The sequence below is a fragment of the Flavobacterium sp. AJR genome, from assembly GCF_002156885.1.
In the GTDB taxonomy this organism is placed as follows: Bacteria; Bacteroidota; Bacteroidia; order Flavobacteriales; family Flavobacteriaceae; genus Flavobacterium.
This window is the reverse complement of record NZ_NCWQ01000098.1, coordinates 1-17,758: the sequence shown is the minus strand read 5'-3', so window position 1 is coordinate 17,758 and position 17,758 is coordinate 1. Positions and strand designations below refer to the sequence as shown.

Sequence of the window (17,758 nt, the reverse complement as noted above, 5' to 3'; positions counted from 1 at the left end):
TTTGTGGTTAAAATAAATTAAATTTCAATTCTAAATTCCAAAAAAGCTTTTAGCATTCTTAGTAGTTTCTTCTGCAACTATAATTCCCGAAATTCCTTTAAACTGTGCAACTGTTGCTGCAACAAAAGGAAGAAAAGCAGGTTCGCATCGGCGTTCGTGGTATTTTTTCAAGAGAGAAGCAGGCGTGTTTTTTGGCAGCATAAATGGCGCATCGGTTTCTATCATCATTCTATCCAGCGGAACGTATTGTATCACTTCTTTTAAATGATTAAAACGTTTACTGTCTGATATTGCTCCTGTAAAACCAAGATACAATCCGTTATCGAGATAGGTTTTGGCTTCTTGCAAACTCCCTGTAAAACAATGTACCACTGCTTTTGGTAATTGTGGTAAATACTCATTTGTAATACCCATAAATCGAGTAAAAGCTGCTCTCTCATGTAAAAACAAAGGTTTCTGAACTTCGATTGCCAATTCTAATTGGGCTTTATAGCATAATTCCTGTACATTTCTTGGCGAAAAATCACGGTCAAAATCGAGTCCGCACTCGCCTACCGAAACTACATGTTTCTGCTTTAATAAATTTCTTAGCCTTGAAATGCTTTGTGCATCAAAACTCTTCGCATCATGTGGGTGAATTCCTGCTGTTCCGTATAATACTCCTGGATATTCTTTTGCTATTTCAGCCGAAGCTTCGCTATTTTTTACGCTTGTACCCGTAAGTATCATTTGCGATACATCGGCATCTAATGCATTTTGTACGACATCGTCTATGTCATTATGGAATTGTTTATTGGTTAAATTAATTCCGATATCTATATATGTATTCATTTTTTTTTAAGTTGTAAAGGCTCAAAGGTTCAGAGGTACAAAGGTTTTCTCTCTTTGAGTCTTTATATTTTTTTATTGTTTTTTATTTTTTGTCGCGTAGACGCTAAGTTTTTAACCTTTGAACCTTGGTAACTCTGAACCTTTGAACCTTTAAAAAACCAACTATTTTCCCATACTAAACTACCGCGACTTATTAGCTGCGCAGGAAGGATTTGAACCTCCGTCTGTTGATTGTTTTTTATTTATTTTGCTACAAAATTTATTTGTTTCGCTTTGTATCTCATGTTGCGTTAGACGCACTGCTGTGCGTCTCTACACAGCTACACAGGAAGAACTTGAACCTTTTGGATTATCATTTATCGACAGAGCGAAACCTCTACCCCTTTGCATCTTTGAACCTTTGCACCTTTAAAAATCCCCATAATATACCTGGAAGCATGGTAATTTCAGGTCGTTTCTCCAGGTATCTACTACTTGATTTCTATCATCGAGAGCAAACTCTACAAAGTATTTATCTTTGATAAAATCATTATAGATTTCGGTTTTTATGATAGAATCTTTTCGGCTATCCTGACTTTTTCGCATGATTAAATCATCGAATTCTATTGCATATTTTTCAAGGAAACGCAACGTCGGTTCTTTGTATCTATCTTCTCTTCCTGAAACCAACAATATTTTATAACCCAGTTTCTTATAATTCCTCAACACGTTTGCAACTGGTTCATTTAATAAATCCTGATCACACTTACTTGCATCAAAAGGATTTCTCCCGTTCATCAATGCCAAAGTTCCATCTAGATCACAGATAATTGCTTTTGGTAATTCTGGATTTTGGATTGTGTATTCTGGTGAATTTTTAAAAAATTGTCGGTGCATTTTCTTAATCACTTTTTCACCAACTGGTTTTTCTCTTAAAGCATCTCTCTCAATACAAACCGCAACATCTGTATTTACTTCGAGAACCTCAACAATTACCTTTTCGTTAAATTTTGCATTGTATTCCTGAACCAATTGTGTAACTCGTCTCAAATTGGTCTCTGATAAATTAGTATCATCTACCACAACACTTTTTCCTTCTTCCAAGCATTTTACGATTAATAAGTCACGAACTTTTTTTACAAACTTCTCATTATTTTGGCTCGTTGTTCCGTTATCGAACATTGCTCGTAAATCGTCTCTATTGATTCTTTTGTATGTTTCTGGATTTTCTGAGATTATCTTTTTTGCCAAAGTCGATTTTCCACTTCCTGGCAATCCTTTCATTAAAATTACTTTTCTCATTTTATTTTTCTCCTTTATTAAATGGTTTTTCGAATGTTGGCTTAATCATTCTCCAAATTATTTCTGAATAATCTCTGTTTTTAAGCATTGCAAATAATACTCCCTGATGTTTACATGTCTGGAAATACAAGGCTGTTTCCTTTACCGTTTCGAATACTTTAAAATCTTTCTTACATTGATTTTCGATTACTGCATATTGATTCTCTAAATCGGCTTTAGTTTCTTTCACCCAATCAAAGAATTCATCAGGAACTCGTTCTAAAACTTCTTCTATAGATTGGTTAGTTTTTAAATATTCCCAAATGTTCAAATTAGAAACCTGCGTAAGGATTCGGTGCAAACGAAGGTATTCTTCAAATTTAATTTTTAATCTAAAGTTATTCGAATATTTAATAATAAATCCTTCTTTGTTAGCGATATCCATTTCTTTTAAAGTCTGAATATCTTTGATTCCCTCATATCTTTCAATTATAGGAAATCCAATATCTTCCAGCGGAAATTCGTCTCCAGACTGTGTATCGATAATTGCTAGTAAAACCAATTCTTCGGAAGCGCCATAATCTAAAACAATTCGGTTTTCGGGATAAATAATCTCAAATAAATAAGTTTTGTTTTTATCCAATAATGTCCACGAATCTTTATATTTCCCATGCAACATTTCGTTTGCTTTATCGGATTGATCGCTTGCAAATGAACCTCTACTCGCTATAAAAGGCACATCATCAATCCAATATAAAATCCCCATCGAACCATCCGCTTTATCATACACTTCAAAAGTTGTATTAGGGATTTCTTGATTTTCCATTTCTCCTAAATTAAAAAACTTAGGAAATGGTCTTGCAACAACTTCAAAGTTTTCATCCAGGATCAATCCTCTACAACTTAATGTAATCTCATTCCATATTCTTTCAAATTGAGCACTTTGCGTATAATTATAAATATATAAATCATAATTAGGGTGTTTGTTTACTCTAATATAATTTTTGGATATCATCTCTTTTAAAAGTACTGTATTCATTTCTTCTTTTATTTAAACAAAGATTCAAAAGTTAGTACGCAATTATTTTGCGCAGAAAAATAGAATCTTATTTTGAGTAATATGGATTACTAGTAAACAATGGTTTTTATTTTAAGTTACTGACTATAACTCCCAAAATATTTTTAACTCATAGTAACATAAATTAAAACTTAAAATATTACTAGAAAATCACGATTGTATCGCATAATCCCAATCATGAAATGTCGGAATGTATTTTATTTTGAGTGAAACAACTTTCTTTTTGCTTTCTAATTTAATAGAACACTATACAAAATAAACTTGAGTATATACTCTATAAATGTAGTATAAACTATCTCTACCAACAAGAAAACAAACAAGACTCATAGATATTAATTTTATAATTTTGTTTTTACTTATCCTTAATAACAACAAAAGCAACCTGTAGATGGGTTGCTTTTGTTGTTAAAATATGTTTATGACTAATTGTAGTGGATGCGAAGTAAAAAGACATTCGTCAGCACATATGACAAGTTTGGTCTTTAAATAATCTCTTCGGAGAATAGCTAATTTATTTTATTATAAAAGCATTTATCATATTTATTCCAACTGATTATCAAGCGTTTATTCTTAATTTTGAATGATATTCCATTAGTTAGGCAGTGTACATGTTCTAGCATCATAAACACTAATAATTCTTCTAGCATATATTCGAGTGCAAGGATTATACCCCCCGTTTGGTCTCCTAGTTAATGTGATGGTTTGCCTATTACCATAACTATCAATATAAGTTACTGTACTCTGTTTAAGATTTGTTTGAAGTAAACTAGGAGTATACCCAAATGTATATGTTATTGCTGTACAAGTTCCATTAGTATTTGCATATGCCTGCCCATTAATATTTACTGCATTTTGTGCTTGCGTATCTGCATCTGCTTGTGAAAATGTAGAAGAATACGTATTAGCAGGTACGGTATAAATTACTGTAGATCCTGTACCTCCTGCTCCACAATTGTTTCTGGTAAACGAACCGCTTTGGGCAACATTTCCGAAAGAATAAGAACAAGTTCCGTTAGCATTTGCATAAGCCTGTCCGCCATTATTTACAGCGGTTTGTGCTTGAGCGTCTGCATCAGCTTGTGATGATATAGAGGTATATGTATTGGCTGCTATAGTATAAGTTACTGCAGATCCTGTTCCTCCCGCTCCACAATTATCTCTGGTAAATGAACCGCTTTTGGCAACATTTCCGAAAGAATAAGAACAAGTTCCGTTGGTATTTGCATAATCCTGACCTCCATTGTTTACAGCAGTTTCTGCTTGAGCATCCGCATCAGCTTGTGATGTTGTAGAGGTATATGTATTGGCTGCTATAGCATAAGTTACTGTAGATCCTGTACCTCCCGCTCCACAATTATCTCTGGTAAATGAACCGCTTTTGGCAACATTTCCGAAAGAATATGAACAAGTTCCGTTGGCATTAGCAAATGTCTGACCTCCATTGTTTACAGCTGTTTGTGCTTGAGCGTCTGCATCAGCTTGTGATGTTGTAGAGGTATACGTATTGGCTGCTATAGTATAAATTACTGCAGATCCTGCTCCTCCTGCTCCACAATTATCTCTGGTAAATGAACCGCTTTTGGCTGTATTTTTATAGTTTTCTACATTTATAGTAAGCTTAATAGGTGTCCCTAAACAAGTACCTAATTGTGGGGTTATTGTATAAATTGCAATACCAGATGTAGCTCCAGTATTTACTAATGTTTGGTTTATACTATTTCCTGTTCCTATTGTTGCACCAGTTAGATTCGTTTGTATAACTGTCCAACTAAATGTGGTACCAGCGGTTGTACTAGTTAAATTAATCGATGTTGTTTGTCCCATAGAAATAGCTTGCGAAGCTGGTGTTGCAATAACATTAGCTAGACATCCCGGAGGAATTGAAGGAATGATTTTTATTTCGCCAATAATAGGTGGACAGTCCTGAGCAAATAAAGTAATAGAGCAAATCATCATGAATATCGTAAGAATCCAAGATTGTTTTATTGTAAAAGCGTTAATCATTTTTATTAATGTGGTATTTTATAATTTTGATGGATTCTGTTCCAGCTGTTGAAATTAAAATAGTATAAATCTTTTTCGATATTTATGCTATTTTAGATAGAAAGATTTAAAATTGTGTCATAGGGTTTCTCATCGTTGTGGATGCGAAGTCAGGAGACATTCGCACAGCACATACGACAAATTTATTTATTAATAAGAACTCTTAGAGGAGCTGGAAAAAAACCTCGCCATTACTGACGAGGTTTGATTTTCTATTCTTTATCGATTCTCTTTGCGTTCACGAGCGGGACGCTCGCGCCAGCAGGGGTGCAAGGTTTTCTGTTTTTATTCATTTGTTTTGTCGATTCTCTTTGCATTCACGAGCAAGATGCTCGCGCCAGCTTAGGGGACAAACGAGCGCCAGTGAGATACATTACCCATTTTTATTTCCTTTTTTTAAATATAAAATATGATTTTCTAATTGCTCTTCTAAAAAACTTGATAATGAATCGTATTTTATTTTTGGTTCCAAATCTCCCTCAAAGTAATAATATATTGGAGGATTTTCTTCTAATGAAGTGTCAAAAAAAGCAAAAATATAGCCTTGATGAGAATAAAATACAAAGTGTTCTTTTTTCAATTTGAATTCACTATTATCATCTTCTAGTAACTCATTCGCATATTCTCTCAATTCAAAGATTCTATCATAGAAACAATGTTCTCCTCTTAAGAACTTATCTCCTGTTTTTCCCATTTTCTCTAAAAATAATTTATATTCAAGAGGTAAAGAGACTTTATAGTAATTTTCAATCGCTTTTATCTTTTCATTGTCAAGCCCTTCAATTTTGTAGCCAAGTTCTTCAATTCTTTTTATTATACTATCCATATACATATTTTTTTATTTAATACCATCAGCCCCAGTTTTTATTTTTATATTAGGAAATTTTTTACTAAACTGAGTAAAAATAGCATCCCGACAAGAATCACAATATTCTAGTTCGGAAAAGATTTTAATTTCTCCTTTGACCATTGGATTATTTTTATATTTCAGGCTAAATTCTTCTAATATTTTTATTTCGGCATCAAATGAATTATTATTAAAGACATTTGTTTCATAATTTCTCGAAATACTAGGAATTCCAGCAGTTCCTTTTGCAGAGTGTTGTCCAGAGTGTCCTATAATTTCTTCCACTGACCCTTGTCCTAATTTTATTTCCGCCCAAGCAATATTTCTACCTTTTCCAATCTTAAATGCTTCTCTTATAGCAGCTAATTTTGTAGAAGCATCTACCGAATTTTTAGTAAAATTATAAATTTTAGCAATCCCTTTTCCTGCTAAAACCCCAACTCCTTCAAAGATAGCCATTTTACTAGCTTCTCCTGCATTAGCATATCTTTGACGAGCTTCCGCAAAGTTTCCATTTGCCTGAGCCTCATGTCCTCGTTCAGTTTCATTCATTGACTCAAGTAATCCTGCCGCTGATAAAGTTTTCATGAAAAAACCTCTGGTATAAACGGCATCTAATACTGCTGCAGCAGTAGCAATTGCAGCTACTCCACCTTTTTTATGAGCCGTTTCTTGACCTTTTAAGACTGCATTTCGTTCGTTGTCAGGAATTCCTTGTACTGAAAGATATGCTGATTCTAAACCTTCAAGTTCAACAGCATCCATGACTCTATTACCACTAAACTGGTAAGGAGACAACCAAGGATACTTAGATGTCAACGGGTCAGTAGCAAAGAACCTACCAATCCTAGGGTCATGCATCCTAAATGTGTAATTTATCGAATTTCCTTCGCCTTTGATTTCATTGTCCATTTCCTGACCTTGGAAGCCATATCTGTATGAGTCACTAAATCCATGTCTGGTAGGTACTAACTGTCCGAAAGGATAGTAATCAGAATAACTAAGAACATCTGGCCTAAAAGTAGTATAAGTAATCGGATTTTCTGTAGGTTCTGTAGATATTGTAACATTATCTAGACTAAACATATCCTTGATACCATCTTTATCTCTGGTTCGTACCCATTCTATTCTACTTACACTAGTTGTTGCAGTAAAAGTTACGCTTTGTCTCCCTGAAGTTTTATCTATTTTTTGATAGATTTCATCAGGAAAACCATATACTCTGGCTTTAATTTCTGGAGAGGATAATAGCTCCAAATCATAGCTTACCGTATATTTTTTACCCGCCGTAGTAAGGATAACATATGACACTCCATCAGAACGATAATCTACAGACATTACAAGTTTATTTGTATTTGTCGTAATTCCTGCACCACCAACTGGAGCCCAATTTTTATCTATATTGATATTTTCCCAGCCTGTAAAATCATATTGATTAAGTATCTCTTGACTTGCCCCATTACCAACTCCGATAAGAGAACGATCTGAAATTACCGAAAGAACGTTACCTAAATGGTTCGATAACTCATATTGTTTGTCTCCCACAAATCGATAAGCAGATTCTGGTTTAGTTGCAATAGCATCTGAACCTTTTCCTTGTGCTAATCCTTCGCAAACATCCCCGATACCATTATGGTTTGCATCTTCTTGGTTAGGATTGTAAATGGTTCTACAATTGTCGCAAGCATCACCAATACCATCACGTTTCGTGATTCCGTTTTCGTCAACATCATTATCGGCCTGATCAAAGTTAGCCATATATTTGCAATTATCACATGCGTCTCCAATACCGTCTCCATCAGAGTCTAATTGGTTCCCTACATTAGCAATGGCTTCCTGATCTTTACCATTTGGTATTATGCGACAATTATCACATACATCACCCACTCCGTCCTTATCTTCATCTTCTTGTTTTGGGTTAAATACATTTGGGCAATTATCTTCTATATCTATTACACCATCACCGTCTTTATCACCGTCTTTAGAACCACAGTAGGTTTCAGCATGCCCTACATTTAAGGTCATAAATGGCCCTGTAGGTGATCCTGCAAAATCTCCTCCTTCGTCAAAACTGTATTCATTAACCTTTAGATCCTCTAATGCTTGTCCGTTATTAACAGAATAGCTAAAATCACACATTTCGGACAATAGCGCTGGATAAGACGTAGTTGCCGTAGAATGGTTACCTGGACGGTATCTTATACTTGTTGCTCCCAAAGTGTTTTTAGGAAGTACAATATTAAGCTCTTCAGACCCTCTGTCGTTACCTTTATCTTCCGCTCCATTATATTCGGTACTCGTAGTCTTGACTGCTTTGTATACATTTCCATTTACGGTTATAGTTACATTGTAGTTATCTCCTGAAGCTTGTGTAATTTCCGCCTTAATATCCCATTCGTTTTCAGGAATAGGAGGAGAAACGATATTATATTCTGCAATATATTTATTGTTTCTAAAAGCAAATCGGTCTCTCTTCTTAAGTCTTTTCCAAATATAATAGTGGTTATGATCTCTCTTGTATTTTACTAAAGACACTACTGGTACATATCCAGTTCCTACTTTTTTGACAGATAAAAATGCAGAACTCAAATAAGCATACGAACGATCGCCTGGCCATGAATCACCTTCTCTAGATGTTCCATGTAAAGCGGCAACTAGATTTGTAACTCCATCCTTGTTATTTGGATCAATTTTTAAACGCGCATTTAACGTTATTGCCTTTGTTATTTGACTTGCATTAACAAATAAATTTATAGAATTCTCAGCTGTTTCTAACCAAACTGCATTATTTGCTGGTGCAATAAAATCTAAACCAGATTCAGTACTTACCGCTGCTGCTGAGGCCGACATCATGGCCATTTCAGGTTCAACAGTAGCTACGCGCTTATTATTAAGCGCAGCCCTTTTTAGCTGTTGGGGCAAAACATCAGCACTAATAAGTGTTCTATGTTTTTGAACACCTAGTCGGCTACTTCCGTAAATTTCCTGTTCAACCAGATAGTATGATACTTGATTTCCTTGTTTAATCATTTCATACGTACTCAAAACATTACCCTGAGCATCGCGCTGGTAATATGTGGTAGTAGTTTTAGTGCTTGTAGTTACCGTTTTGGCAATTCGGTTTCCTAAACCATCATATTCAAAACTAATAACTGTTCCGTTATTTTTAGTAACCGATTTAACTTTACCATCAACACGCCAGTCTATATCTATACCTTCTTGTTTGTCTTTTGTTAACTGACCAATATCGTCATATTCGTAATTTTCTTCGGCAGTTTGATTATCAATATCAAGCGAAGTGTCATCTGGAGCTCCATTTGTAAATACATTATTCGCAATAGCATCCTGAACACGTCTTAATTGGTTTGTACCTGAATTATAGTTATAAGTTAACTTATCCATCTCGGTAATAACACCATTTTTAGGGGCTGAATTGAAAAGTGTTTTTAAATTTCCATTTTTATAATAACTATAATTAGAAGCATAACTATCAGCCACTGTATTTCCAAGAACCGACTTAGAAGTCATATCTACAATTCTGTTTAGCTGATCATATTCATAATAATTGTACTGGGTAGCAAGAATCTTTTGATTTTGGTCTGTTAATGAAGTGACCATTTCCTTAATATTACCGTTGTACAAACTATTGTTTAGTTTTTCCAGATTAAGATCTTTACTTAAGCTAAAAATACGATTATCGTTATTAGCAAAACGAGATTTATAATCGCCATTGTAATAATTTAAAGCAAAACCAAAGGCATCTTGTGCTACACTTAAACCATCTTTTCCGGCATCATTATCAGTTCCAATTTTTTCTGAGTTTACACCTTTTAACCAACCTTGCAGAGTATAGATATAATCGAGTCCCTGAACTTGTTTGTCTCCGATTTCTACACGTGCCAATGGTCCGTGATCATAGTATAAATAATTTGCTTCTTTTTCCCAGATAATATTGTCTTTACTGGTATAAACTTGTTGAATTCTATTATCAGCATCGTATTCATAACGATGTATAAATTGATCTTTAGGATTATTAGGCTGATAGGTTACTTTATTTACGTTTCCGCTTATTAAATCATAATCATACACCACTTTTTTTGTAGTGTTTTCTAATTTTGTTAATCCTGGACTATTATTGATATGATGAACCAATTCTTTTACATTTCCGTGTACATCATAGTCATAAAAAATACCATTTGCATAGCTTGCCACAGCAGATTGGCTCGTAAATGTATCAAAGTATAAAACAGCGGTTACTCTTTTATGACTATTATATAATCCGTATGAAGTGAACCAACTTTGAGTACCCTTTACTGGATTGTCATAAATTGTCTTAGTTACTTGTTCAGAAGCGTCTGTTATATTATACGGATAATTTATAGTTTTTTCTACAGCATCTACAGAAACCAAATCATGCGCCGCATTTTCTAATCGTCCATTATCATTAATGCTCAGAGAAAGTCCTGTTTTGGTTTTAAATTGTCCAGCTTCAGTAATTCGTCCAAGTCCATCATAACGTGTGTAGCTAAAGAGGGATTTTGAACTTTGATTAGCATTCTGACTAGCTACAATTCTGCCTAATTCATCATAAGCAAAACGAGTTTCCTTACCATCTGGAGTATGTTGCCATACTAATTGGTTTAATGAATTATAACGATATTGCGTTTTTAATTGATGCTCAGGAGCAACTTTTGCAGCATTAATGCTATTTAACTCATTTTCAGGTAGTGTGTTTCTAACACTATTAATAGTAGCATCATCAATTGATGATAATCTATCTATACCTTGAGGAGGAACAGTCTGAACCAGGTTACCAGCCTGGTCATAATAATATAATGTATATTGATATTCTTTATCAAAAGATTTTTGTGTTAAAGTTTCAGTTATACCTTCTAAAGCCTTTTTAAGATAGTTTTGTTTAAATTCTTCTTTTTTATCAGCATAAAAAGACTCTGATATTTGCTGGATATTACTATCGTTGATCGATTTTTTATAAATTTCACAAGGTGTCTTATCTGTTGGGTTTACACCAGATTCTAAACTGAATGATGGAGCCATGGTTGCAGGAGGACAGCTACTATTAACCACGTATTCGTTAGCAAATTCAATCCAGGTTTTAGATTCTCCAGAAACAGCAGGATTTTGCGCCTGAATATAACTGTGATATGCATTAATTGCACCAGGTGTAGCGATGTTACCATATTTTAATTTAGTACCTCCAAATTCAGAAATAGTCAAGAAAAAAGGGCTTTTTACCGTTACAACTTTAAACTTTTCTAAATAATTTAAATAGTCAGAACTTATATAGGCATAGTTAGCCTCACAGAAAAAACTTCCGTTATCAGATAATTTTACAGGAATAATATAATCTGGTATTTTTGTTTCTAAAGTGGTCTTAAACTCATTCCATTTATCTCCACACACTACTGGTGCCACAGTTTGAGGAATACAAATGTCTTTACAAGTAGGTGAACCAACTAAAAATGTTGTTGCAGATTTTGAGGCTAAAATTCTACTTTTAAGATTGGTCCGTTCACTCGTTAAAACGTAACATAAGAAAGGACCTCCATGTTGTGAAGGTATAGTTCCTCTTCTAGTGTAAATATCCGTTTTTAAATTAACTACTTGATTATCAATAAGCGTCAAGTTAACACTTGTACTATTTATTATATCAATGCTCTTTATTTTACCTATTGAACTTGGATTAAAATTCTCCAATCTAATGGTATTCCCATTATCCCCAAACTCATCTCCTAGTCCAATATTAAAATCGTTACCATACATATCAAATTTATAATGTGTCATTACAACTGGAAAAACATTACTAGATTCGAAAACTTTTCTTGCATATAGAAATCCACCTTCTAAGTTTGATTCATCAATAAGGGTTTTAATTTTAGAATTACTTCCAACAGGAAGCGTAATATTATAAATTGGTATGTTGTTGCTTAATTTTTCAATACAATCATTTAAAACGTCTAAAATATTATCTTCAAAAATAGTCTCTCTATTTGGATCTACTGAACAACCATTAGTTTTAATATAATAATCGTTAGACATGAACTGGCAAAATGACGGAGAATCGTTAAAAAAGATAGGGTAAACAGCATATACAATTAGCACATTCTGAACAATCGTTTTTACATTATTAAAATCAGTGATTATTACACGAGCATGATTAGCATCAGTAATATCAATAGCATCGATTTGTTTAATTTGTGAAGCATAATTAGGTATTACTAAATCAATTCTTGCTTCATCTTGGCGTTGACCATCCTTAAAAGAAAGACTTGCTATAGTATTTTGCCCATTACCTCTAGTACCAAATGAAAAAAACTTCAATTCTACTGGACTTACAGTAGGCACTTGCGGATAGTATTGACGATTATAACTATAATTTTTAAAGGCCTGAAAATGTTCAATTAATTTTGATTCTGTAATAAAATGATTAATTGTGGGCGTTAAGAAAGAATCTACAATAATACTGCTAGAGTTATTAAGTAATCCAACATTAAATGCATCTTTTAAATTTTCCTCATAATTCTTCTCCACAGTATCTGGTAACTTACAAGCACTTACAACATTATTAGGATCTCCACATTTATCACCATACCCGTCACCATCGTAATCCCATTCGCCACAAGGTGCACAACAAGCAAAATATAATGGTTTCTTTGTTCTGGTTTCAATAGTCCATGATGTTATTTCAGGACCTGTGCTCTTTTGTACTTTTACTGTAATTTTATTTCCAATATTTGAAGATGGTATGAAAAGGTCGGTAATGGTTCCGATACTAGTTCTAGCACTTCCCGCAGACATTTTTATGCGAATCACATCATTAACAGTTATTGAAAAAATTCTGCCATCAGTAGCTCCGTCATAGTTCCACTTTACTAGATCTCCGGGTTTAATTCCGAAATAAGTTTTTAAATAGCCTGTAGTAAATACTGGCATATTTGTAATATCCTGATTGGTTGTTACGGTATTATTTTCTTGAAAATACAGTATTAAATCTCTTAATGCAGTCCCAAAAAGTTCTTTTTTGTCACACTGAGAATTATCAAATGTAATTGTTTCGCCAACACCTACACCACCTGTAAAATGACATTCACCTACAGCAACCTTAGTTGTACCTTCTACTATTATCTCTTCTGGAGTTGTACAAGGATTTCCTGAACGTACTATAGTAGCTAAAATCCTAAATGTGTAAGTTTTATCAGTAGGGTTATACGATTTATAATAAAAGTTTTTAAACCCTGCTATGTCTTTCCATTCAGGAGAATTCGCTCCTGAATCACAAGGATTTTTATGAGTGCTTAAGTCTACAAATTTTAAAGTAATTGGTGTTGCAATATTATCGCTAGCATTAGGAGTTAGATAAAAACCAATATTGAGATTATTATTTCCATCAACTTTTCCTATTATTCTCGGAGATACTGACGAATTACTTAAGTTAAACTCTGGATTTATTTGTGCATTAAATATACCTGTCGTTAAATACGGCATACTAGATGCAGGAGTATTTAACAACACACCATTAGGCTGAATATTACGATCAACTAAACCTTTCAGAAAAGTTTCCATATCTAATGCCAACGGGCATTTTCCGGTTTCTAAAAATAGATTGGCTTTTGCTTTGGCATTTGCTTCAGCCATTATTTCGGCATCTTCTAAAGAGGCATCATAGCCATAGTCGGCAGCAACAAAACGTCTCTCTTTATTTTTGTAAAAAGGGGCTGTTTCATCAGAACAAATTGCTTGTATTCCAGTCGCTCCACCTGGAATTTGAGGTTGGGTAGCTAATGAAATCGCAATTAATTTAGTAACCTCATCAGCGTTTTTAGAAATCGTTTGGTTGTATTTTTTAAATAAGCTGGCATATGAGTCAGTGCTTTGTGCATTTCCTATACAATCGTTATTAGCTAATTTTTTATTCGCATATATATGTCCAAAAACAGTACTGGTTTTCTCTTTCAGACCGATATAATAACTCTTAAAATTTGACCATATTTTTTGTTTTAAATAAGGGTCAAGATTATTAATCGTATTTAGTAATGTACCATTACTCTGACTTAAAACAGCTTGATAATCTGCAGGAGAAGCAATACCGTTTGAAAGTACTGCAAAGTAATAAGCTGTTTGCAGCATATTCATTTTTATTGCTGCACCTTGCGTATTTTTAAAAGTTAGGCCATCATAATTTAATTCGATAGCTTCTTTCATAATGCTTTTTTGCAAATTAAACTCAGGCGAATTTTCATTGCGATTATAAAATGGATCAACAGTACCTAATGTGGTTATTATATTTGCTAATATTCCTGATGGAAAAATAGCATTGTTAGTATCAACTATAGTTTTAGTTTCAGTATCGTAATATTCTAAATATCTTAGTTTTTCATCAAAACCATCTGAGTTAACGCCATTATTATCTACATTTTTGCATATTGCTAAATTATATACATAATACTGATATTCTGGATGGTAAGGCAACAATGCTTTTGCCCAACTTGATTGCCACATTGCAAGAAAGTCTGCAACATTGTTTAAATATTGAGGTTCTACTAATCTTACATTAGGATCATCGTTTGTAGGATCATCTTTAGTTGGAATAGATGACTCACCTGATTCAAGAACTCTTAAAGCAGGTGTATAACTATTATCTTCTCCTTTTACTATAGTAACCCATGAAACATCTCCATTATCATCTTTATAAGAACCTCCAAATGGATACCTCCAATTATATTTTGATGATTTTATTTCAATAGTTGCTGCAGGATTATCAGGATCTGTGTCGGTAGTTGTTGTATAACCTCCGTATAATAATTGATTATCTTCGTAAAATACACTCAAAGGGTCTATATTCAAATCTATTTGAGCTGAACCTTTTTGGTTTTCTAAACCAGTAATTGAGCCGTATTGACCATTTGGACTAACATCGTCCAATAGTATTTCTTCATTGATATTACAAAGATTTAATGGTTGTGTACATATTTCTCTACAACCAGATAGTAAAGCTCTAAACTCAACTTTATAATGTTTTTTATAAACATTTTTTTCATCATCTGTAAGATCAGATAAATTAAGCAAATTATTTACATTAACATTTGCATATCTTTCTTCGGCAATGTTTATAAAAGATTCTCTTTCACTTATAATGCCAAGGCTATTTATATCGGCTGGAAACTTTGATGCATAACTTTGCTTATCAGATTCATTTACTAAATTTGATGATACTAAAGCTTCTTCACAACTTCTACAAGTAACATTACAATCTGTTGCTTGAATCACTTCATTAAATTTGGCAAGATCAGGTTTACAAGTGGTGCTGTTTTTTAGTTGTGCTATATAATCGTTTGCATATTTATCTAAAACATTAGTATCAACCTGCAGATTTTTACTAAGATTATAATTACCAACACTTAAAGAACTATAAGTTGTAGCATCTTTTTTTATCTTTCCTTCAAATGCTTTTGTAATATTTAAAACTGATGGTGCATATGAATCAAGATCTGAAACTCCAATTTTAAAATTACGTTCAGCACCTTCTAGCCCTACTAATAGCTCATTTGCACAATCATCAGTCATACTAATAGACCAATCATACACAAAAGGATAAAATTTATTGGTTAAACATTTATCATTATAACTCCCTATTTTTTTATCAAATGCATAATTGAATTTTACTTCATCAGCTTTAACAATATTTACAGATGTATTTAAATGTACTCCATCTGGAATGACACCATTGTTTCCAGAAGCATATTTATCGTTATTAGACAATATATCTTTTGTAGTTACTTGGTGCAGATTAGTTTTAGTCTCATCTTCCAAAGAAATTAAATTTCCTTTTTTATCACCCGCAAGTGCTGTAGCAATAGTTCTTCCCTGAGGATCCAGGTAACTAACACTAACCTGACCATTGGGATCAATTACAATATTTTTTTTGTAATATGAAGCATCACCAACTTTGTAACCAAATAAGCGATTAAGCTCTGCTTGGCTAGGGCGACTATAAAAATATTGCATCTCATGATTAGATCCTATTTGATGCTGCTTCCCTACTCCACCTTTTCTCTTTATACGCCCTGTATTGTCTGGAGTGTATTCTATTTGAGAAAAAGGAAGTGAATCTGCAACTGGCACTAAATCCTGGTAGTTACCTTTTTCAATATTATTTGCAGAATAATATTTACTTGCCCCACCTGTACTTGCCATTCCTGAAATAGTAGTAGGTGCACAATCCTTTTCATTTTCTTTTTCCCAGTCAAAATCATTATGAGTAAAAATAGAAGTACCATTTTTGTTTTTATTCAAATTGGAATAAAAATGAATCCCAGAAGATTCTACTGGAACTGGCAATACCTCAATGGCAGCCCTTCCTTGATTATCATAAATAACTTCTCCAACAACTGCTTTATTATTAGAATTTATTTTAGTAACTGTTTGACGATTTCTTAAGGAACCATCAAAATAACTTACGACTTCTTTCTTCTTTCCGTCCTCAGCAAAAGAAGATTGGTATTGCCAGTTTTTCTTTCCTGATTCGTGATTTTTGTCAATTTCTAAAAAATGAGACCAATTGCTTACATCTTTATGTTTCTCTTCAAATCCGGAGGTCCAATTGCCGTAATAGTTTTTAGATATATCATCTAAAAAGCGACCAACAGGTCTTACTCTATAAATAATATATCCTTTTGAGTAAACTATAGGGATTTTATAAATCGTATCTTTTGTTTGTATTCTGGTACTGTTTAGTTTGAAATCCTGATCACTTAAAGCAATTTGTTTTGGTAATAAATTACTTCCATCTGCAGCGAAATTATCAACCCATGTCCATTCAAGTTCATATTCAACAGCAGGTGCAACAGGGTCTTTATGCCATGATATTACAATTTCATCAGCACCACTAGTGACATTATTTACCTCAGCTGCTTCTGTTCCAGTATATTTTATAAATTTATGTTCAAGAGGAAGAACTGAACTCGACTGTGTACTACTTAATTGTAAATTATAGTAACGATCTGTACTAAATTTTAATTGTAAATATGCTCTCGAATTATTAATAATGGTATCAATCCCAGCTTTGTTATAGTAAATAATTGATTCAATTTTTACATCTGCTTTATGAACACCAGGAAGATTATATACAGCATAATCGTCAAGTTGAATCCCTTTTGTGACATTGTCATGTTTTATTTTTAACGAAATGGTATCTTTAAAAACTGCTGTCTTTGAAACATTATCGATAGGGTCGATATAGCTATAAGATGTTATTACATTATTTAAATAATCACGTGGGGTAATTTTTAAATTTACTTTACAAGAATATACTTTTTTATATTCTGTTGCATTAGCTTTATCATCTTCAAAACCAAAATGAATAGATACCGTAGGATTTATAGACGTAAAAACTTTTTGTTTTTTTATATCTAAAAATTTTGGATCTTTTATTAGTAATGTTGGTTGACCTTGTAATTGATTCCCAACTAGTTTGTTCTCTGCATGTGTTTCTTTTTGTGCAAAAGTTAGCAATGAAAAAAGAGTAAATGCAAATGCTATTAAATATTTATTGATATACATATATCTGATTTTATTTATTGGAAATGTTTCTTTGGTCAATAACTTCGTAATTTTTCAATCTTTCGGCTAGTACATATTTATTTTTACTTGTTGTAAAAAAATTACTAGTTGTAAAAAAA

6 protein-coding genes are annotated in these 17,758 nt (G+C 33.1%); all 6 read right to left on the bottom strand.

The window, feature by feature from the left end; genetic code table 11:
- Positions 1 to 30: 30 nt before the first annotated feature.
- Positions 31 to 831, bottom strand: coding sequence for a TatD family hydrolase (locus tag B8T70_RS20425; protein ID WP_086896036.1), 801 nt, complete (start codon positions 829 to 831; stop codon positions 31 to 33).
- Positions 832 to 1,239: 408 nt separating this feature from the next.
- The gene (locus tag B8T70_RS20420) at positions 1,240 to 2,112 is read right to left on the bottom strand and encodes an AAA family ATPase (protein ID WP_086896035.1); all 873 of its coding nucleotides are present in this window, start codon (positions 2,110 to 2,112) and stop codon (positions 1,240 to 1,242) included.
- A 1-nt stretch (position 2,113) separates the two neighbouring features.
- The gene (locus B8T70_RS20415) at positions 2,114 to 3,130 is read right to left on the bottom strand and encodes a T4 RnlA family RNA ligase (RefSeq protein WP_086896034.1); all 1,017 of its coding nucleotides are present in this window, start codon (positions 3,128 to 3,130) and stop codon (positions 2,114 to 2,116) included.
- Positions 3,131 to 3,760: 630 nt separating this feature from the next.
- On the bottom strand, positions 3,761 to 5,173 hold the full coding sequence (locus tag B8T70_RS20410; protein WP_123912135.1) for a DUF5977 domain-containing protein: 1,413 nt from the start codon (positions 5,171 to 5,173) through the stop codon (positions 3,761 to 3,763).
- 412 nt (positions 5,174 to 5,585) lie between these two features.
- Positions 5,586 to 6,038, bottom strand: a complete 453-nt coding sequence (locus B8T70_RS20405) for an SMI1/KNR4 family protein (protein ID WP_165763238.1) — start codon at positions 6,036 to 6,038, stop codon at positions 5,586 to 5,588.
- Between the two features lie 12 nt (positions 6,039 to 6,050).
- Positions 6,051 to 17,639, bottom strand: coding sequence for a deaminase domain-containing protein (locus tag B8T70_RS20400; RefSeq protein WP_086896031.1), 11,589 nt, complete (start codon positions 17,637 to 17,639; stop codon positions 6,051 to 6,053).
- Positions 17,640 to 17,758: the final 119 nt, after the last annotated feature.

Excerpts from the sequence above, each read along its gene's own strand:
- B8T70_RS20425 (WP_086896036.1), bottom strand. The coding sequence starts at position 831 with ATGAATACATATATAGATATCGGAATTAATTTAACCAATAAACAATTC.
- B8T70_RS20420 (WP_086896035.1), bottom strand. The coding sequence starts at position 2,112 with ATGAGAAAAGTAATTTTAATGAAAGGATTGCCAGGAAGTGGAAAATCG.
- B8T70_RS20415 (WP_086896034.1), bottom strand. The coding sequence starts at position 3,130 with ATGAATACAGTACTTTTAAAAGAGATGATATCCAAAAATTATATTAGA.
- B8T70_RS20410 (WP_123912135.1), bottom strand. The coding sequence starts at position 5,173 with ATGATTAACGCTTTTACAATAAAACAATCTTGGATTCTTACGATATTC.
- B8T70_RS20405 (WP_165763238.1), bottom strand. The coding sequence starts at position 6,038 with ATGGATAGTATAATAAAAAGAATTGAAGAACTTGGCTACAAAATTGAA.
- B8T70_RS20400 (WP_086896031.1), bottom strand. The coding sequence starts at position 17,639 with ATGTATATCAATAAATATTTAATAGCATTTGCATTTACTCTTTTTTCA.